Here is a 19,322-nt window from a genome sequence, read left to right on the forward strand (position 1 = left end):
GCTGTGGAGAAGGAGGACGTGACGTGACCGGTGCACGTTCGGAGAACCCGACGCGACGACCCACGATCTCGGACGTCGCGCGTCGCGCCGGGGTCTCGACGGGAACGGTCTCGAGGTATCTCAACGGCGGCCACTGGGTTTCCGCGGAGTCCTCCAGGGCAGTCACCCGGGCGATTCGAGAGACGGGATACGTCGCCAACTCGACCGCCCGCCAGCTGCGCACCGGGCGCAGTGGCACCGTGGCGTTCATCGTCGATGAACCGCCCGCCCGCTTCTTCGAGGATCCGAACTTCGAAGCCCTGGTGAGAGAGGTGGGCCAGGCACTGGCTGCTCGGGACCAGACCATGGTGCTGCTGCTGGCCGGAGATGAGGACAGTGCGCAGCGGGCGGAGACCTTCCTGCGCACCAGCGGTGTGGACGGCGCGGTCACGGCCTCCGCGCAGCCCGAGCACCATCTGTTCGAGCGGATCCAGGCGGCGAACATCCCGCTGGTGAACGTGGGCAGCCCGGCCGGGCTCGAGGACCGCATCGCGTTCGTGGCCGCCGACGACCGCGAGGGCGCCCGCCTCATGGCCGAGCATCTCCTCTCCCGGGGCGCACGGGAGATCGCCGTGATCGCCGGCCCCGAGCACACCCCGGGCGGAACCCTTCGCCCCGGGGCTTTCGTCGAAGCCGTCGAGTCCGCGGCGGTGCCGGGCGCGGACGCCCGCGTGGTCGCTATGGAGCACGGTGACTATTCCTCCGCCAGCGGGCAGGAGGCGACCGCAGCAGTCCTCGCCGCGCATCCCGGTATCGATGCGCTCTTCGCCGCCAACGACCGCATGGCCCGGGGCGCGATCGAGGCGCTCCGGACGGCAGGCCGCTCGGTCCCCGGAGACGTCCTGGTCGGAGGTTTCGACGACTCCGCCGGCTCCGCGACCGATGAGCCCCGCTTGACCACAGTGCGCCAGGACTTCCGGCGGATCGCGGAAGAGCTCGTCGACGCGCTCGGCAAGCAGATCGACGGCGGAGTGCGCACGAACGTCATCGTGCCCGTCCAGCTCATCGTGCGGGACTCCACCACCCGCGGCTGACGAAGGCCCGCCGCGGCTGGCGAAGTCCCGGGACCCGGTCGTCGGCCCCACGAGCTCGCCGCGAGCTCACTCTGCTGCGTCGGTCTCCACGTCAGTGCCTGCGGGCTCCGCGCCGGTGACGAACTCGCTGAGGTGCTGCGAGAGGGCGAGCCTGCTGGGCTCGTGGCAGTACATCATGTGCCCCGCCTCGTAGTACTCGATGCGGATCCGCTCGCTGTAGTCCTCGCGCGGGATCGCGAGCTGGGCGAGCACGGTCTCGCTGGCGTGGAACGGGGTCGCGGCGTCGTGATAGCCGTGGGAGACCAGCACCTTGGTGTGCGGGGACTTCCGCAGCAGCCGGGAGAGGTCCGAGGCGACCTCGACCGAGCGGTTCTCGAAATCCTTGTAGCTCCACGGATGGACACGGCCGGACATGATCTCGTAGATCACGTCGGAGGAGAACTCGAGCTCGCTGCGAAGATACTGGTTGATCGCCGCGGTGTACGACGGGGCGAGCTGATCGATCGACGGATCGGTCTCCATCCTCGCGGAGTTCCCGTTCCCGGCCGGGGCGGTGAAGCGACCGTCGATGCGACCCGTGACCAGGCCCTGATCGCGCAGCAGCTCGGCGAGGAAGGCCAGATGCTCCACGCGCAGGTCCGCGCGCTCCACCCAGTCCGGGTCCACCCCGATCAGTGCGCCGATGCGGGCCGCGGCTTCCTGCGTCTGCTCAGGTGCCAGGCGCAGACCGGCCGCGAGCAGCGCCGGGTACTCCTGCTCGGCGAAGGCCTCCGCCTCGTCGACCACGTCCTGCAGCAGCCGGCCCTCATGCTTGCCGTGCGCATGGGCGATCGCGGCATAGGTGGGCAGGTAATGGATGTACGGGCTGTCGTTGCCCTCGGAGAACACGATCGTGCCGAAGTCGAGCACCGGGGAGATCAGCGCGATCCCGGCGACCGCCACGTAGTAGCGGTCCATCAGGTGCGCGGCGACCGCGGAGGCGCGGGTGGTGCCGTAGGACTCCCCGGCCAGGTGGATCGGGGAGGTCCAGCGCTGATTGCGGCTCAGCCAGTCGATGATGAACGCGGCGATGAGATCGCGGTCGGCGGTGAGCCCGTGATGGCGATCCGGCTTCTGCCCGGGTGCGGGACGGGAGTAGCCGGTGGTCATCGCATCGACCACCACGAGATCGGCGTCGCGCAGGATCGTCTCGTGGTTGTCCAGCAGTCGGTGCGGGGGAGCGGTCGGGGAGCCGGCATCCCCGGAATCCACGCGGCGCGGCCCCAGCAGGCCCAGATGCAGCCAGACCGTCGAGGCGCCCGGACCGCCGTTGAACGCGAACATCACCGGACGCGGCCCCGCACCCTCGACGCCCTGGGCGACATACGAGACGGAGAACAGCTCCGCGTAGGCGGCGCCGCGCCCGTACTCCTCGCCCTCGGGCTCCTCCATGAGCACCACCGTTCCGGCGGTGGCCGTGTAGTCGAGCGCACGGTCCGGGAGGCTCAGCGAGTGCAGCGTGGTGACCAGGTGGTCCTCGCGCGTTTCGGGCGCGGAACCGGCTGAGGCGCCGGCGCCCCCGTTCTGCTCGGTCACGGCGGGGGTGGTGGACTCGGCGTTCACGCAGGCTCCTTCGGATCGGTGGCGTCGCCGTCGATGCTACGCGGGGCAGTGCGGCGTGAGGGTCAGGCTCACCCCGCCCGCCCGCCCGCGCCATCAGCGGGTACCTCATCGCAGCGAGCAAGGCGTCTTCCCGCGGCGAGCGGGGCAAACAGGGCGGAATAGCACCGGCTATCGCCCAACTTTGCCCCGCTGGCTGGAGGGCTCTGCCCCGCTGGCCGGCTGGGTGCGTCAGTCGAGCGCTGCGATGTCGCGGGGCTCTTCGGCGCCGTCCTCGTTCTCGCGCACGATCATTCGGATCGGGTCCAGCTTCGTCCAGACGATGAAGAGGATCCCGACGATGACCATCGAGAGCCCCGCCCAGAGGTTGGCGTTGACCCCGCCGGTCTTCGCGGCCTCGACCGGGGTGAAGGCGAACAGGCCCATCGCCAGCAGCACCAGGCCGAACAGGCCCAGCAGGGTGCCGATGAAGTTGCGGATGTCGAAGGCGCCGGCGGTGCGTACCGCCGCGCCCTCGGGGACATCGGGGGCGTCGGGAGCATCTGGGGAGCCGGGGGCACCGGATCCGTTGTGCGCGGCCGAGCTCTGATCCTTGTGAGTGTTCATGGGTTCTCTCCTCTGCCCGCGCTCAGGCGAAGACGATGTTCAGGATGATGACCAGGACCAGGGCGATGCCGGCCATGGGGGCGGGACGGCGCCAGAAGGGCATGTCCTTCTCGTCGGGGTCCACGAGGTCAGCCTTCGGGGTCTCCGAGTAGACCAGGCCCTTCAGCTCGTGCGCGGGCTTCGGGGCGGTGAACTGGGTGACGATCACGGAGACCACGATGTCGACGACAAAAGCCGTCGCGGCGCTCACGAAGGCGAGGCCCTGACCGGGCAGCTCGAAGACGCCGAAGAAGGTCGAGGCGCTCCACAGGGCGACGGCGGCGAGGGTGCCGGAGACCAGACCGGCCCAGCCTGCCGTGGGGGTCATCCGCTTCCAGAACATGCCCAGGATGAACGTCGCGAACAGGGGGGCGTTGAAGAACCCGAAGAGGGTCTGCAGGTAGTCCATGAGGTTCGAGAACTGTCCCGCGATCAGCGCGGTGAAGATTGCGATGACGCAGGCTGCGGCGGTCGCGATGCGACCCACCTTCATGTAGTGGCCGTCGGGCGCATCCTTCTTCACGTACTGCTGGTAGAGGTCGTAGCTGACCACGGTGTTGAAGGCGGAGATGTTCGCGGCCATTCCGGCCATGAACGCGGCCAGCAGGCCGGCGATCGCGACGCCGAGCAGGCCGTTGGGCAGCACCTCCCGCATCAGCAGCAGCAGGGCGTCGTTGTAGGTGACGCCGGTGGCAGCCGCGCCTGCGGCGTCGCCGGCGACGTCCAGCTGCTTGAACTCGGTGAGCTCGCCGACCAGGACCGCGGCGAGCATGCCGGGGATGATCACGATGAAGGGGATGAACATCTTGGGGAAGGCGCCGATGATCGGGGTCATCCGGGCGGCGGTGATCGACTTCGACGCCATCGCCCGCTGCACCTCCACGAAGTTCGTGGTCCAGTAGCCGAAGGAGAGCACGAAGCCGAGGCCGAACACGATGCCCACGACGGACAGCACGGGGCTCTCGAAGCCGGAGAGGGCCTGGCCGGGCCAGGAATGCAGCTGCTCCTCGCCGAGCATGCCGTCACCGGCGATGCGCTCCTTCATCCCGTTCCAGCCGCCCACGCGGTGCAGGCCGATCAGGGTCAGCGGGAGCAGCGCCGCGACGATCACGAAGAACTGCAGCACCTCGTTGTAGATCGCGGCGGAGAGCCCGCCCACGGTGATGTAGAACAGCACGAACGCGGCGGCGAGCACGAGGCCCACCCACATCGGCCAGCCCAGCAGGCGGTTCACGACGGTGGCCAGCAGGGAGAGGTTCACGCCGGCGATCAGCAGCTGCGCGACCGCGAAGCTGATCGAGTTCACCAGGTGTGCCCCGGTGCCGAAGCGCATGCGCATGAACTCGGGGACCGAGCGCACCTTGGAGCCGTAGTAGAAGGGCATCATCACCACGCCCAGGAACAGCATCGCGGGCACCGCACCGACCCAGAAGTAGTGCATGGTCGGCATGCCGTACTGGGCGCCGGTGGCGGACATCCCCATGATCTCGACAGCGCCGAGGTTGGCGGAGATGAAGGCCAGGCCGGTGACCCAGGCCGGCAGCGAGCGGCCGGAGAGGAAGAACTCGATGGAGGTGGAGACGCCGCGTTTGGCGTACCAGCCCACTCCGAGCACGAAGGCGAAGTACAACGCGATGATCGCGTAGTCGATCCATTGGGCGTCGAGGCGGAGGTCGACCATGAGGCAGTTCCTTGGGGACGGGCGGGGCGGTGCACAGACGGCGTGCACAGGGGACTCGCGAGAAGGCGAGGCGGCATTCTTCGAGATGCCGCGCCGAGACGTTACCACCGGGTCACCGATATCGTGATGCCAGATGCCGCGAACGCCTGACAGGGACGCTTTCGGGTGGTATATGCCGCATCGCGCACCTCGGGGGAGCGGTGCTCAGCGGACGGGACGCCTTCGGCAAGGGCTTCCGTAGTGGGCCCGACGCTGGTACGGTCCCGTTTAGTGAACGTTCACGGTCGATCCTCGGTGGTCTGCCGGAATGACGAGCACGCTCTGATGCCATTCAATGAAGAACAGAGACAGGGAGAGCAATGAAGCCACGTCTTTCACGTCGAGCAGCGCTGGCGGGAGGTGGGGCTGCACTGGCCACGGGTCTGGCCGCCTGCGCACCGCCGAACCCCGGCAATGTCAACGCCGAAGCCGCGATCCCACCCGCCGACGGTCCGGTGACCATCAGCTACTGGGCCTGGCTCAAGGACCTGCAGAAGGTAGCCGACATCTTCAACGAGTCCCAGGACCGGATCCGGGTCGACACCACCTGGATCCCCGGCGGCAACTCGGGCGGCTACGCCAAGATCCTCTCCGCGGTCGCCGCTGGCGGCGGTCCCGACATCGCCCAGGTCGAGCTGCGGCAGGTGCCCGAGTTCGCCCTCGCCGGCGCGCTCGTGGACCTCAACCGCTACGGGTTCGCCGATCAGGCGGACACCTTCGACCCCGGCGCGATCGCCCAGGTCAAGGTCGGCGACTCCTACTGGGCCGTCCCGCAGGACACCGGCCCCGTGGCCACCTTCTACAACCGCGAGGTCCTCGAAGGAGAGCTCGGGCTGAGGGCCCCGGCCACCTGGGACGAGTTCCGCGAGACGGCGGCCGCCGTCTCCGAGGCCGGCAAGCAGCTCATCAGCCTCGACCCCTCCGACGGGTCCCACCCGATCGCCTGGGCCATGCAGTCCGGCGCCGTCTGGTTCCGCCCCGAAGGCGACGGCTGGATCATCGACATGCTGGGAGAGGACTCGTTGCGGGTCGCAGACTTCTGGGACGAGATCCTCGCTGCGAAGACCATCGGCACCGGATACGGCTCCTACACGACCCCCTGGTACGCAGCCGCCGGCGAGGGCAAGGTGCTCGCCTCCATCAGCGGCTCCTGGTCCGACGCACTGAACGAGACCGTCCCCGGCGGGGCGGGCAAGTGGGCCGTCGCCCCCATGCCGCGCTGGGAGGAGGGCTACGCCTCCGGCGGCCATGGCGGCTCGTCGGCCGCGGTGCTGTCCACCAGTAAGCATCCCGTCGAGGCGCTCGAGTTCCTGAACTGGATGTGCACCGACCCGGCAGGGATCGATGCCATGATCGAGTTCTCCGGCATCGGCTGGTCGCCCGCCAAGGACTACATCGGCAAGATCCGCCAGCAGCCCTCGGAGTTCTTCTCCGGACAGAACTACAACGAGGAGGTCATCGTCCCGATGGCCGAGGGGCAGAACCTCGACTGGACCTGGGCGCCGATGATGCAGCGTGCGCAGGCCATCATCGGTGACGGCTTCACGCAGGCCGTTTCCGGCGAGCAGACCCTCGTGGACATGCTCGAGAACTCGCAGAAGGAGATCGTGAAGATCATGCGGGACATGGGACTGGACGCGGAGGTGGCGCGATGAGAAGCAGATCGGCCCCCTGGGTGCTGCTGGCACCCTTCCTGATCGTCTTCATCGGCACGATGATCGTGCCGATCATCATGGCGATCGGCTACAGCTTCACCACCGTCACCCGTTCCGGCCTGCTCGGCGAGGACGGGCTGACGAACTCCTTCGCCTGGTTCGACAACTACGTCGCCGCCCTGACGAACGCGAACTTCGTGGCGTCGATCGGTCGCATGATCCTGTTCGGCATCGTGCAGGTCACCGTCATGATCATCGCCGCCACGCTGCTCGCGCTGCTGCTCGAGAGCGCCTCGGCGAAGTGGCCCGGCTTCTTCCGCGCCACCTACTTCCTGCCCTACGGCATCCCCGGCGTCATCGCCACGATCCTGTGGTCCTTCCTCTATATCCCGGGCCTGTCCCCGATCGTGGACGTCCTCGGGGCAGTGGGCATCAACGTCGACTTCCTCGGCCCGGACATGGTGCTGTGGTCCATCGCGAACATCGTGACCTGGACCTACACGGGCTACAACATGCTCATCATCATCGCTCAGCTGAAGTCGATCCCCGGCGAGCTGTACGAAGCCGCGAAGATCGACGGCGCGAACTCGTTCCGTGTCGCGACCTCGATCCAGCTGCCGCTGATCCGCCCGGCCCTGATGCTGACGATCATCTTCTCGATCATCGGCACGCTGCAGCTGTTCGCCGAACCGCGGCTGCTGCAGACGATGAGCGCGGGCATCACCTCGGAGTACACCCCGAACATGTCCGCTTACGCCTTCGCATTCCAGTACAACGACATCGGCATGGCGGCGGCGCAGTCCGTGATCATCGCACTTGCCGCCTTCCTGCTCTCGGCCATCGCCCTGGGAGTCTCGAACTGGACGGAGAAGCGCTCATGAGCACCACCGACGCCACCGAGACGACCACTGCTCGACGTAAGCCTCTCGGCAATGCTGCGAAAGCAGCTCTGGGAGACGGCCGCGCCGGTTCCCGGGACGCCGGTCGCAAGCCGACCACCACGATCATCGTCACCGCGATCCTCGCTATCGTCGCGCTGTACTTCCTGGTCCCGGTGTACTGGGTCGTCATCAACGCCACGAAGTCCACCGAGGACCTCTTCGCCACCAGCGGCTTCTGGTTCGGCGAGAACTTCCAGCTGTGGGAGAACATCAGGGCCGTGTTCGATGCCAACGGCGGGATCTTCCCGCGCTGGGGCCTGAACTCGCTGCTGTACTCCGGGGTCGGCTCCGTGCTGGCCACCTACTTCTCGGTCGCCGCCGGGTATGCCCTGGCCAAGTACCGTTTCCGGGGCCGGAAGCTCGTGTACGGAATGGTCCTGGGCGGTGTGCTGGTTCCCGGCACCGCCGTGGCTCTGCCGCTGTTCTTCCTGTTCTCCTCGATCGGCATCACCAACACCGTCTGGGCAGTGCTGATCCCGTCGCTGGTGAGCCCGTTCGGCCTGTTCCTGGCCTCGATCTACGCCAACGCCGCAGTGCCCGACGAGCTGCTCGAGGCGGGCCGGATCGACGGCGTGGGGGAGCTGGGGCTGTTCCACCGCATCGCGCTGCCGCAGCTCACCCCCGCCATCGTGACCGTCCTGCTGTTCCAGTTCGTCGCGATCTGGAACAACTACATGCTCCCGCTGGTCATGCTGGCCGACGAGAAGCTCTACCCGATCACTCTGGGCCTGGACAACTGGCGGGCGCAGACGGATCGCCTGCCGGAGTTCTACCAGCTCACCACCACCGGCGCCCTGCTGTCGGTGATCCCGCTGGCGATCCTCATCCTGGTCCTGCAGCGCTTCTGGCGCGGCGGCCTCACGGAGGGGTCGGTCAAGGGCTGACATCCGGCACTGCGCGGCGGCGCTGCGCCGGGACCGGGCTCGCGCCATCTCATGCCGCGGCGCCCGGTCCCGCGCGCTGCTCGTCCCGCCCCGCGCTGCTGGACCCAACCCGCGCGGCTCGTTCGGCCCCGCGCTGCTGGACCCAACCCGCGCGGCTCGTTCGGCCCCGCGTTGCTCGACCCGCCGCGTACTGCTCGTTCGGCCGCGCGTTGCTCGACCCAACCCGTGCTGCTCGTTCGGCCGCGCGTTACTCGACCCAACCCGTGCTGCTCGTCGAGTACGGGCTACAGAGAGCACGCTCTGGCTATATAGCCAGAGCGTGCTCTCACGCACCAGTACTCGACGACTGCCGCCGGCGACTGCGCCCGGCGACTGCGTCCGGCGACTGCCTCCGGCGACAGCGCCCGGCGGCTGGATCCAGCGACTGCGCCCGGCGCCCGTCGGGCCGCAGTGCACCGGACCGATGCCTTGCGCTGGGCCTCGTCACCTCGTTCCATAGGGACATGGCCACTATCCCTCCCTCCCCACGCACCGAGCTGAAGCATTCCCTCGTACGCCGTCGCACGGTGCTGGCGGGCGCATCCGCGCTGCCGCTGGCAGCTGTCAACCTTGCCGCCTGCACCCCGAAGGACGCCTTCCGTGCGGAGCCGAATCTCAGCGCAGAGCTGCCACGTGCCGAGCCGGGCCCCGCCGAAGGCGCCGGGTCGAGGGCAGCTCCCTTCACCGCGAGGATGCTCGGCGCGATCGACCGCGCGGAGGTCAATGCTGTCTGCTCGCCGCTGTCCGCGCAGGTCGCGCTCATCATGGCCGGGATGGGCGCAGCCGGGAGCACCCGTGCCCAGATGGAAGAGGTCCTCGGCGGGAGCATGGAGGAGCTCGCCGAGGACGCGAACACGCTCTCGCAGCTGCTGGCGACTGTCGGCGATGCGGAGCGCAAGCTCGACGATGACGAAGCGCCCGAGCCGGCCCGCGCCTCGCTCGTGAACGGCACCTGGCTCCAGGAAGGGTTCGAGGTCCAGCAGGCCTACCTCGAGGACCTCGCGACCTGGTTCGGCAGCGGGCTCTTCGAAGCGGACTTCACCGATGACGCCACGCGCGAGGGAGCACGGGAAGGGATCAACGACTGGGTTGCGGAGTCCACGAACGACTTGATCGAGGAGCTCCTCCCCGAGGGCATCCTGACCGCTGACACCCGATTGGTCCTGGTCAACGCACTGCATCTGAAGGCCGCCTGGCCGGAGGAGCTCACGAAGGGCGGCGGCACCTTCACCACCGCAGGCGGTGAGGAGCGCAGCACCGAGATGCTCCACGGCAGCACCTCCACCTGGTACGAGGACGAGACCTGCCGCGCCACGACCCTCGGCACCTACGGAGAGGACCTCGCCCTGGCTCTCGTGCAGCCCGTCGGAGAGCTGGCGGAAGTGCTCGATGTGTGGGCGGAGGCTGCCCCTGAGCCGGGCTCCGGTCTCGCCGCCCTGCTCAGCGGCCTCGAAGCCTCCCAGGCCGCCACCCAGCTCACCGTTCCCGCCTTTGACATCGCCTGGGAGTCCTCGCTCAAGGGCACGCTCGAGAGCCTGGGCATGACCGACGCCTTCGGCAGCGGCGCCGACTTCTCGGGCATCACCGGCGCGCCGGACCTGGTGATCGACGAGGTGGTGCAGAAGGCCGTGATCACGATCGACGAGCAGGGGATGGAGGCCGCCGCAGCCACCGCGGTGATCATGACCGAGACCTCGGCCCAGATGCCCGACCAGGAGCTCGTGCTGGACTCTCCGTTCCTGTTCATCGCCTACGAGCGCACGTCCCTCGCCCCGCTGGTGGTCGGCTGGATCGGGGATCCCACCCAGACCCGTTGACGGACGACCCCGCCCGGCGCCCCAGGCCAGCGTGACAATCCGGGGGAATAGCTCGATCTATCGCCCCACTTTGCCCCGCTGGCGGGAGGTGCCCCCGTGCCCCCGTGCCCCCGTGCCCCCGTGCCCGCGTGCCCGCGTGCCGACGTGCTCACGCGGCGGGGTGCGTTCCCGGGGGCGGGGCGCGTGGCGAGGTGTCCCGGCGCGGCGTCGCCTGACACACTGGTGCAATACGTTTCACACGAGAGGACTCTCATCGATGACCGCCCTGCTCCAGTCCACACCCGACGGCTTCCTCCGCGCCGGGGCACCGCACCTGGTGATCTCCGGTGCGCTCCACTACTTTCGCGTCCGCCCCGAGCAGTGGCGTGACCGGCTGCGCCGCCTGGTCGCGATGGGCTGCAACACGGTGGAGACCTATGTGGCCTGGAATGTGCACCAGCCGGCCCGCGACGCCACCACCTTCGAGGGCTTCGCAGATCTGGGCCGCTTCCTCGACATCGCCGCGGAGGAGGGTCTGGACGCGATCGTGCGCCCCGGCCCCTATATCTGCGCCGAATGGGAGAACGGCGGCTTCCCCGGCTGGATCCTTGCCGACCGCAACCTGCGCCTGCGCAACCGCAACGCCCCGTACCTGAAGCTGGTCGACGCCTGGTTCGATCAGCTGATCCCGGTGATCGCCCAGCGGCAGGCCGCCCGCGGCGGCAACGTGGTGATGGTGCAGGTGGAGAACGAGTACGGCAGCTTCGGCGATGACAAGGTGTACCTCGCGCACCTCCGCGACGGCTTGATCGCCCGCGGCATCGAGGAGCTGCTCGTGACCTCCGACGGGCCGGAGCGGAGGTGGCTGACCGGCGGCACGATCGATGGTGCGCTGGCGACCGTGAACTTCGGCTCCCGCGCCCTCGAGGTGCTCGCGATGGCGGAGGAGGAACTGCCCGCCCAGCCGCAGATGTGCATGGAGTTCTGGAACGGCTGGTTCGACCACTGGGGCGAGGAGCACCACGAACGCACCGGCGGGGACGCCGCAGGGGAGCTCGCCGACATGCTCGAGCACGGCATGAGCGTGAACTTCTACATGGCCCATGGCGGCACCAACTTCGGCATGCAGGCCGGCGCCAACCACTCCGGCTACCTCCAGCCCACCACCACCAGCTATGACTACGACGCCCCGATCGCCGAGAACGGTGCACTCACCGACAAGTTCCGCGCCTTCCGCAAGGTCATCGCGACGCATCGCGAGCTGCCCCCGCTCGAGGAGCACCTCGCACAGCTCGAGCTCGTCGCACAGCCCGCGACCCTGCCCGCCGGCGAGGTGAGGATCGAGAAGGTCGCCTCGTTGCGCGACACCGAGCGCTTCACCCGCACGGCCCCGGTGCACCCCGCCCCGCCCGCCTTCGAGGACATCGGGCTCGAGCGGGGCCTGATGCGTCTCTCCCGCGAGATCGAGATCGCGGCAGTCGAGGGGGAGGGCCGCACCGAGATTTCCCCGCTGGAGCTCTACGACCTGCACGATCGTGCCTGGGTCTATGTGGACGGGATCTACATCGGGGCGACCGGCGTGGTCGGCAACGAGGAGAGTCAGATCGATCCGGCCACGATCGAGCTGACCCCCTTCCTCGAGCGGCTGCTGCCCGAGGGTGGGCACCGCACTGTGCACGTCGAGATCCTGGTGGAGAACCTGGGCCGCGTGAACTTCGGCCCGAAGCTCGGCGAACGCAAGGGCATCCTCGGCGGCGTATGGCAGAGCATCCGCTTCCTCAACGGCTGGGAGGCCGACGCCTGGCCGCTCGAGGAGATGGGGGAGGAGCTCGCCGCGCTGCTCGAGTCCGCTCCCGCGCTCGCCGAGACCATCCCCGCATCCGCATCCGCATCCGCATCCGCACCAGCCGCCGCTGCGGCAGCCAGTACCGACGCCCTGCCGGTCCTCGTCGGTGCTTCCTTCGAGGCCGACGCCCCCACGGATGCCTTTCTCGACGTCTCCGGCGCTGGCCACGGGGTGGCCTACGTGAACGGCTTCTGCGTGGGCCGCTACTGGAACATCGGCCCGCAGCTCACCCTCTACGTCCCCGCTCCGCTGGTGCGCGCGGGCCGCAATGAGGTGCTGCTGCTGGATCTCGAGAAGCGGCCGAAGCAGCTCGCGCTCGCCGCGGAGCACGTGTTCGGGCGCACCGATGGCTGATCTGCGCTCGCTCGCACACGCAGCAGCAGACCCGGCCAGGTGGCCTGGTGAAGCACGTCGTGAGTGATCTCGTGCCTCGTATTTGTCAGCTCCCCAAAGATGGGCACTGCGCTCCGTCCACGAAGGTGTGACGATGGAGCGGTGCTGTCCCAGCTCCTCTTGAAAGCGGTCCCCTCATGAACGACCTCCGGATCGGCGTGATCGGCTTCGGTTCCCGCCACTACCTGGCCGTGCACGCCCATAAGCCGGGGGAGGGCTCGGCGATCACCGTCGTGGCCGATCCGAGCGAGCGCGGCACGGCGAACGCCCGCGAGGCTCTCGGCGAAGACATCGCGACCGTGGACACCGTGGATCAGCTGCTGGCCGAGCACGAGGTCGATGCGGTCATGATCCTGACCCCCGACTTCGCGCACGCCTCGGTCGCGCTGACCACCCTCGAGGCCGGGGTCCCCACCTTCTGCGAGAAGCCGATGGCGATCAGCGTCGAGGACACCGACGCGATGCTCGCGATGGCCAAGGAGAAGCGGGCCCGGCTGTATATCGGCCACAACATGCGCCACATGCCGGTGGTGCGGCAGATGAAGGACATCGTCGATTCCGGCCGCATCGGCCGGGTGCGCGCGATCTGGTGCCGTCACTTCGTGGGCGCCGGCGGTGACTTCTACTTCAAGGACTGGCATGCCGAGCGCGCGAAGTCGATGAGCCTGCTGCTGCAGAAGGGCGCCCACGACATCGATGTGATCCACTGGTTGGCTGGCGGCTACACGCGCCGGGTCTCCGGCATCGGCGACCTCGCCGTCTACGGGGACATCACCGATCGGCGCGACAACTCCGACCGGCTGATGCGCGACTGGTACGACGCCGACATCTGGCCACCCACCGCCCAGAAGGAGCTGAACCCCGTCATCGACGTCGAGGACATCTCGATGCTCCACATGACGCTGGACAACGGCGTGCTCGCCTCCTACCAGCAGTGCCACTTCACCCCCGACTACTTCCGCAACTACACGGTGATCGGGGACGCGGGCCGGATCGAGAACATGGGTGATGGCAGCGGGGATCAGATCCACATCTGGGAATCGCGACGCTCGGGTCCCGGTCGGCCCGACGCCGTCGAGGTGATCGCTCGGGCCGACGGCGGGCACGGCGGCGCCGATCCCAGCCTCGTCGCCGAGTTCCTGCGCTTCGCCCGCTCCGGCGGCGCCACCGAGGTCTCGGCCATCGCCGCGCGCGAGGCCGTGGCCACCGGGGTGTACGGGGCGACGTCGATACGCAGCGGCGGGATGCCGCTGGACGTCCCGCCGGTGTCACAGGAGCTGCGCGACTACTTCGACGGCGGGCAGGTCTGAGCGGCACGTCCCTGCCTTCGCCGCTGCCCAGGCCCCTGCCGACGCCACCCGCGCAGCCCATCGCGTCGGCAGTGGTGTGGGCGCGGCGGCTTGTAGCATCGCTGACTGATCCCACCCCGCCGCCCGCGGTATCGATGCCGTGCAAGGAGCCCCGATGACCAGCGCCGTCCCCACCGCTCGCCGCGTGATGCCGACGGACCTGCCCGAGGCCTGGCACGGCGCCGCCACCTGGTCCACGACGCCGGACGGGCAACAGCCCTGGCGGGTGACCCCAGCGCATCTCGAGCGGATCATGAACGCCGACGTCGACGAGCTGGCACGGATCCCGAACGGGGTGCGCCTGGAGATCGACACCGACGCGAGCGCCCTCGAGGTCGAGCTGACCACCACGGAGGCGCATGCCGGTTCGGCACGTCGCCTGGACGTCGTGGTGGACGGTGAGCTGGTGGCAACCCGGGAGGCCGGCGGGAGCGTGAGCACCTGGATCGACCTGCCGAGCAGGCCGGCCCGAGTCGAGCTGTGGCTGCCGCATGCGGCGCCGACTGTTCTCCACGAGGTGATGCTGCACGGGGCGACGCAGCTCGCGCCCGCCGGTCCGCGCGGCCCCCGCTGGGCCGTCCACGGCAGCTCCATCACCCAGTGCAACCAGGCCGATACTCCTACCGGTACCTGGCCCGCACTGGTCGCCGCGCAGAACTCCTTCGAGCTGACGGCGCTGGGCGTGGCGGGGCAGTGCCACCTGGACCCGCCGCTGGCCGAGACGATCGGCCGCTCCCGTCCCGACCTGGTCACCCTGTGCCTCGGCGCGAACATCTACGGCGGAGACACCTTCTCCGAGCGCAGCCTGCCGCCGGCCGTGATCGGATTCGTCGACCATGTGCGCCGCCTGACCGACGCGCCGATCGTGGTGATGAGCTCGATTGCCGCCGGACCGCACCGCGAGGATCAGCCCAACGCCGTGGGCCTCACCCAGAGACAGATCCGCGAGCTGGTCCACCGCAGCGTCGAGGTGCTGCAGCGCCACGATCCGCTGATCACCCTGATCGACGGCACTGAGATCCTCGGCTTCGACGAGATGGAGCTGCTCGGCGACCTGCTGCACCCGACGCCCGAGGGCTACCGGGTGATGGCCGGGCGACTCGCGCCACTGCTGGCGGGCGTGCTCGGCTGACCAGCGCTATCGCGGCTGTCGCGCTCGCGAATAGTGAGCCAGTGCTGCCTCGAGGTCCGCTTCCGCGAGATCGGGCCATGCGCACTGCGCCACGTGGAGCTCGGCACCGGTGCTCTGCCAGGGAAAGAAACCGGAGATCCGGGCATCCCCGCCAGTTCTGATGACCAGGTCGATCACCTTGTTCGGACCGCCGGCGAGATGCTGCGAGATGGACTCCACCGAGAACTGCGCGGCGCTGACGTCCGGGGCATCGGTCACCGCCTGGCGCAGCGCGCCGAGTATGTCGGCGTGAGCGTCGTACCCGATCGCCAGGGTCAGGTGTCCCGGACGGCCGCGGGTCTCGTCGATCGTCCTCTCCAACGAAGCGCGCGTCGAGGCAGGCAGCAGCTCGAGGTCTCCGCTGACGTGCAGCTGCCATCGCTCGGCATCGTGGATGCGATCGGCGATCACGGTCTCGATCAGGTGGAACAGGAATCCCACCTCGAGCGTGCTCCGCTTGCGGATGTTGTCCGCGGAGAGCACGTAGACGCTGGCATGGTCGATGCCCCGGACGCTCAGCCATTGCAGCACCGTCGTGAGGTGTTCGGCGCCGACCTGGTGACCGGTGCTGACGTCGGCGTATCCGCGGGCCCTGGCCCAGCGGCGGTTGCCGTCCATGATGAGGCCGACATGGCGCGGCAGCTCTGCCGCCACGCTCTGCTCGCTCATCGTCATGGAGGCAGAGTACGGCCCCTCACGTGGGACGAGGCGGGATCCGGAAGGCCCCGTGGGGTGGGGCCAGTTGCGCACCGTGCCGGGCCGAGGTCACTCTGCGGTCCTCGGCCCGGCGCTGGCGGGCATGCTCAGGCCGTAGCGCCCTGGGCGGTGACGACCTTGCCCGCGTAGCGGCGGCGGAAGCGCTCGATGCGGCCGGCGGTGTCGACCACGCCGCCGCGACCGGTCCAGAACGGGTGCGAGGCCGCGGAGACCTCGACGTCGATGACCGGGTACTCGCGGCCGTCCTCCCAGGTCACGGTGTGCTCGGAGGTGCGAGTCGAGTTTGTGAGGAAGGTGGTCCCGGCGCTCCGGTCACGGAAGATGACGGGGCGGTAGTCGGGGTGGATGTTCTTCTGCATGAGGATCTCCTCCGTTGATGACTGAAAGTTCAACGGTGAGGCGGGGTGGAGTATTCCCACTCCGGTGAGTTTTTCTCGGGCCCGCGCACACGGCGATGACTCTCGTGCACGGCATCGACTCTCGCGCACGACGTCGACTCTCGCGCACGGCGACGAAGAGCATCGTCAGCGGATCATGCGGTACGCCGCGAGCGTCGCGTCGACGTCAGCCGTGGCCACTGCGCCGGCGTGCACGGGCCAGGAGGCGGCGACATAGCCGTCTGGCCGGACCAGGTACAGGTGGTCGACGCGCAGCCGCGTGCGCGAGTCCGGAGGGAAGGCGAGCGGTCCCTCGATCCAGCCCGGCACGGAGGCGGGGCGGGCAGCCTCGACCCCGTAGGTGTGCAGCTGCCAGGCCATCGCGCGTAGGGCCGAAGCATTCGCCGCCGTCGGCGGCAGTCGGAGACCCACGGCCCGGTCGCGCGCCCAGCGCGGCGGCACCTGCCCTTTCTGCACCACGCGATACCGGATCCGAAACTGCCCGAGCAACCCCGCGGCGTACGGGCCGAACCGGGTGCGCAGCAGCCGCGGCGCGAGGACGGCGAGCACATCCCGGCCCCGTCGGCGCAGGAAGGCGGTGCGCCGGCCCGTCCGACCGATCGCCCCGAAGGCGCGATCCGTCGCCCGGATCAGGGTGAGCGCGACCGGTCGTCGTTCCTGCTCGTAGCGGTCCAGCGCCCCCTCGTCGAGGTGCCCGTCGGCGACATCCGCCAGAAGGTTGGCCAGGTGATGGGCGTCCTGCAGGCCGGTGTTCATGCCCTGGCCGCCCACGGGGGAGTGCACGTGGGCGGCGTCGCCGGCGAGGAGCACCGGTCCGGCGCGGAATGCGGTGGCGACCCGGTGATGGACCCGGTAGGCGGAGAACCACTCGACCTTCTCGTAACGGATGCCGAGGTCCTCCCGGGCTCCGGCCAGGGCCTGCTCCTGCTCGGGATGGGTGTCGCCGTGCAGCCAGATCAGTCGGGCGTGGCCGTCCGGTCCCAGGGGGAAGAGGAGTGCGAAGCGCTCCTGGCCGAGGTGCACCGACAGTGCATCGGACGGGGCGCCGGCGACGCCGCGCAGGTCAGCGACGCAGAAGGTGGCATCGTCGGTCACGCCCTCGAAGCCGAGGCCCAGCTGGTGGCGCACCGGGGAGCTCGCCCCATCAGCCCCGATCATCCACCGGGCGCGGATCCGCAGCGGGCCGGCCGGGCCCTCGACCAGCGTCTCGATGAGTCCTTCCGCCGGTATCTCGGCCAGCCCTTCGCGCAGCCGCTCAGCGTCGGGGGCGTCCTCCGTGGCCGACACCTCGAAGGAGATCAGCCGGTGCTCGAACAGCACCGGCCGTCCCTCTGCGATGAGCGTCTCGCTCAGCAGCGTCTCGGTGCGGCTCTGCTCGAAGATCTGGGCGCCGGGGAACGGCGTCCACCCCTGCTGCTGGTCGGCGAAGTCGATGCCGGCCGGGGAGCGTCCGCCGCGGAGACGGAGTCCGAGAGCGCTCTGGCCGCCGTCCAGCACAGACTGGGCAAGTCCCAGCTGGTCGAGGATCTCCATGCTGCGGGCCTGGACCACGATCGCCCGTGATTCCCGTGTGGGGCCCTGCTTCTGGTCGATGACCAGCGCAGAGACGCCGCGCCGGGCAAGGACCAGTCCCGCCATCAGGCCGGTGGGCCCGGCTCCGACGACGAGTACGTCGGTCTCTCGCAACGGTGGTGGCGGCGGTCGTTCCGGTGTGCTCATCACGGTGGCACCTCGTCTCGCGGCGGCCCGGAGGCGGGCCATGATCCCACGATAGACCCGGCGTGTGGGGTGCGCAGGCGACGTGATGTGGAACGCCCTCGTGGGATTTGATCCTGCCGCGACCGTCGCTCTAAGTTAATCAGGCTCACTAACAAAGTGCCGGCACCTGTCCCGCCGTCGTGCGGGCGTCGTGCGCGGCCCCTCCCGCACTGACCGCGCGTCGTCGCGCGTGCCCGTGTTCGACGATGAGGAGACGACAGATGAAGAGACGAGACGTCCTGAGGACTGGTGCAGCCGCCGCCCTGTCCACGGTGCTGCTCGGCGCCTGTGTGGCAGAGCGCCCGACCCAGTCACGAAGCATCGACCCAGGTAGCGCCGTCATCGGCATCTCGATGCCCACCAAAGCGCTCGAGCGCTGGAACCGCGACGGCGCACACCTGGTCGAGGCTCTCCAGGCCCTCGGCTACGAGACCACGCTGCAGTACGCGGACAACAAGACCGATCAGCAGATCAGCCAGATCCAGAACATGGTCACCTCCGCGGTGGACATCCTGGTGATCGCACCGATCGACGGCACCGTGCTGGCGCCGGTGGTGCAGAGCGCGAAAGAGCGCGGCATTCCCGTCATCGCCTATGACCGTCTGATCGAGGGCGCCGAGGGAGTGGACTACTACGTCTCCTTCGACAACTTCCGGGTGGGGGAGCTGCAGGGCCAGTTCCTGGTCGAGCAGCTCGGCCTCGAGTCCGAGGCAGGTCCCTTCGCGATCGAGCTGTTCGGAGGTTCGCCGGATGATCCCAATGCCGCCGGGTTCTTCGGTGGCGCCTGGAGCGTGCTGTCCCCCTACTTCGAGGACGGCACGCTGGTCTCTCCGTCCGGCAAGGTGCCGGCCGACGCGAGCGGCTGGCAGCAGATCGGGATCCTCGGCTGGGAGTCCGCGAAGGCCCAGTCGGAGATGCAGACCCGCCTGAACTCCTTCTACTCCGACGGCACCACCCTGAATGCGGTGCTGTCCCCGAACGACTCCCTGGCACTGGGCATCGAGCAGGCGCTGGATGCGCGCGGCTTCGAGCCCGGCAAGAACTGGCCGCTGGTGACCGGGCAGGACGCCGACAAGGCGAACGTCATCAACATGCTTGCCGAGAAGCAGTCGATGACGGTCTGGAAGGACACCCGCGACCTCGGAGACCGGGCCGCCACGATGGTGGACCAGATCGCGAAGGGACAGGACGTCGAGATCACCGAGGGCGCCGAGTTCGACAACGGCGTCACCGCGGTCCCCACCTTCATGCTCGATCCGCTGGTCGTCACCGCCGACGCGGTCCCCGAGCTGCTGGTCGACTCCGGCTTCTACACCGCCGCGGACCTGGGGCTCTGAG

The 19,322-nt window shown here is 69.0% G+C and carries 15 protein-coding genes; 9 read left to right on the plus strand and 6 right to left on the minus strand.

From position 1 onward, the window contains the following. The first annotated feature begins 23 nt into the window (after window positions 1-23). Window positions 24-1,073: a LacI family DNA-binding transcriptional regulator gene (locus tag ABD893_RS14355; protein ID WP_345081690.1), complete on the plus strand. Its 1,050-nt coding sequence runs from the start codon at window positions 24-26 to the stop codon at window positions 1,071-1,073. Window positions 1,074-1,139: 66 nt separating this feature from the next. On the opposite strand, the gene ABD893_RS14360 is transcribed toward ABD893_RS14355, so the two are convergent. From ABD893_RS14360 to ABD893_RS14370, 3 genes are all read right to left on the minus strand, one after another. Further along, window positions 1,140-2,675, minus strand: a complete 1,536-nt coding sequence (locus ABD893_RS14360; RefSeq protein WP_345081693.1) for a S10 family peptidase — start codon at window positions 2,673-2,675, stop codon at window positions 1,140-1,142. A 228-nt stretch (window positions 2,676-2,903) separates the two neighbouring features. Beyond that, on the minus strand, window positions 2,904-3,278 hold the full coding sequence (locus ABD893_RS14365) for a hypothetical protein (protein WP_345081695.1): 375 nt from the start codon (window positions 3,276-3,278) through the stop codon (window positions 2,904-2,906). A gap of 22 nt (window positions 3,279-3,300) precedes the next feature. After that, on the minus strand, window positions 3,301-4,998 hold the full coding sequence (locus ABD893_RS14370; RefSeq protein ID WP_345081698.1) for a sodium:solute symporter family protein: 1,698 nt from the start codon (window positions 4,996-4,998) through the stop codon (window positions 3,301-3,303). 359 nt (window positions 4,999-5,357) lie between these two features. Between ABD893_RS14370 and ABD893_RS14375 the strand changes: the two genes are divergently transcribed. The 7 genes from ABD893_RS14375 to ABD893_RS14405 all read left to right on the plus strand — a co-directional run bounded on the left by ABD893_RS14375 (window position 5,358) and on the right by ABD893_RS14405 (window position 15,072). After that, window positions 5,358-6,692 (plus strand): ABC transporter substrate-binding protein, encoded by a 1,335-nt coding sequence (locus tag ABD893_RS14375; protein ID WP_345081701.1) that lies wholly within the window; start codon window positions 5,358-5,360, stop codon window positions 6,690-6,692. Then, the gene (locus tag ABD893_RS14380) at window positions 6,689-7,573 is read left to right on the plus strand and encodes a carbohydrate ABC transporter permease (RefSeq protein WP_345081704.1); all 885 of its coding nucleotides are present in this window, start codon (window positions 6,689-6,691) and stop codon (window positions 7,571-7,573) included. Before ABD893_RS14375 ends, ABD893_RS14380 begins: the two co-directional genes overlap by 4 nt. Then, a complete protein-coding gene (locus ABD893_RS14385) occupies window positions 7,570-8,517 on the plus strand; it encodes a carbohydrate ABC transporter permease (protein ID WP_345081707.1) in 948 nt (315 codons plus the stop codon). The genes ABD893_RS14380 and ABD893_RS14385 overlap by 4 nt, the downstream gene beginning before the upstream one ends. Window positions 8,518-9,020: 503 nt before the next feature. Next, entirely contained in the window at window positions 9,021-10,373 is a 1,353-nt protein-coding gene (locus ABD893_RS14390; protein ID WP_345081711.1) for a serpin family protein, read from the plus strand. Window positions 10,374-10,629: 256 nt separating this feature from the next. Beyond that, the gene (locus ABD893_RS14395; RefSeq protein ID WP_345081714.1) at window positions 10,630-12,552 is read left to right on the plus strand and encodes a glycoside hydrolase family 35 protein; all 1,923 of its coding nucleotides are present in this window, start codon (window positions 10,630-10,632) and stop codon (window positions 12,550-12,552) included. 176 nt (window positions 12,553-12,728) lie between these two features. Next, the gene (locus ABD893_RS14400) at window positions 12,729-13,901 is read left to right on the plus strand and encodes a Gfo/Idh/MocA family protein (RefSeq protein ID WP_345081717.1); all 1,173 of its coding nucleotides are present in this window, start codon (window positions 12,729-12,731) and stop codon (window positions 13,899-13,901) included. Window positions 13,902-14,055: 154 nt separating this feature from the next. After that, window positions 14,056-15,072 carry a GDSL-type esterase/lipase family protein gene (locus ABD893_RS14405; RefSeq protein ID WP_345081720.1) on the plus strand — a complete coding sequence of 339 codons (1,017 nt, stop codon included), beginning with the start codon at window positions 14,056-14,058 and terminating at the stop codon, window positions 15,070-15,072. Window positions 15,073-15,078: 6 nt separating this feature from the next. On the opposite strand, the gene uppS is transcribed toward ABD893_RS14405, so the two are convergent. The 3 genes from uppS to ABD893_RS14420 form a co-directional block, all read right to left on the minus strand. After that, window positions 15,079-15,786 carry a polyprenyl diphosphate synthase gene (gene uppS / locus ABD893_RS14410; RefSeq protein WP_345081722.1) on the minus strand — a complete coding sequence of 236 codons (708 nt, stop codon included), beginning with the start codon at window positions 15,784-15,786 and terminating at the stop codon, window positions 15,079-15,081. 128 nt (window positions 15,787-15,914) lie between these two features. Continuing rightward, window positions 15,915-16,187 carry a type B 50S ribosomal protein L31 gene (locus ABD893_RS14415; RefSeq protein ID WP_345081725.1) on the minus strand — a complete coding sequence of 91 codons (273 nt, stop codon included), beginning with the start codon at window positions 16,185-16,187 and terminating at the stop codon, window positions 15,915-15,917. 165 nt (window positions 16,188-16,352) lie between these two features. Continuing rightward, on the minus strand, window positions 16,353-17,945 hold the full coding sequence (locus ABD893_RS14420; RefSeq protein WP_345081728.1) for an FAD-dependent monooxygenase: 1,593 nt from the start codon (window positions 17,943-17,945) through the stop codon (window positions 16,353-16,355). 260 nt (window positions 17,946-18,205) lie between these two features. Here ABD893_RS14420 and ABD893_RS14425 point away from each other — a divergent pair, with 260 nt between their 5' ends. Continuing rightward, complete coding sequence (locus ABD893_RS14425; RefSeq protein ID WP_345081731.1) at window positions 18,206-19,321, plus strand: substrate-binding domain-containing protein; 1,116 nt, start codon at window positions 18,206-18,208, stop codon at window positions 19,319-19,321. The last annotated feature ends 1 nt before the right edge of the window (window position 19,322 follow it).

The organism is Brachybacterium paraconglomeratum (assembly GCF_039541415.1).
Taxonomy (GTDB): Bacteria; Actinomycetota; Actinomycetes; order Actinomycetales; family Dermabacteraceae; genus Brachybacterium; species Brachybacterium paraconglomeratum_A.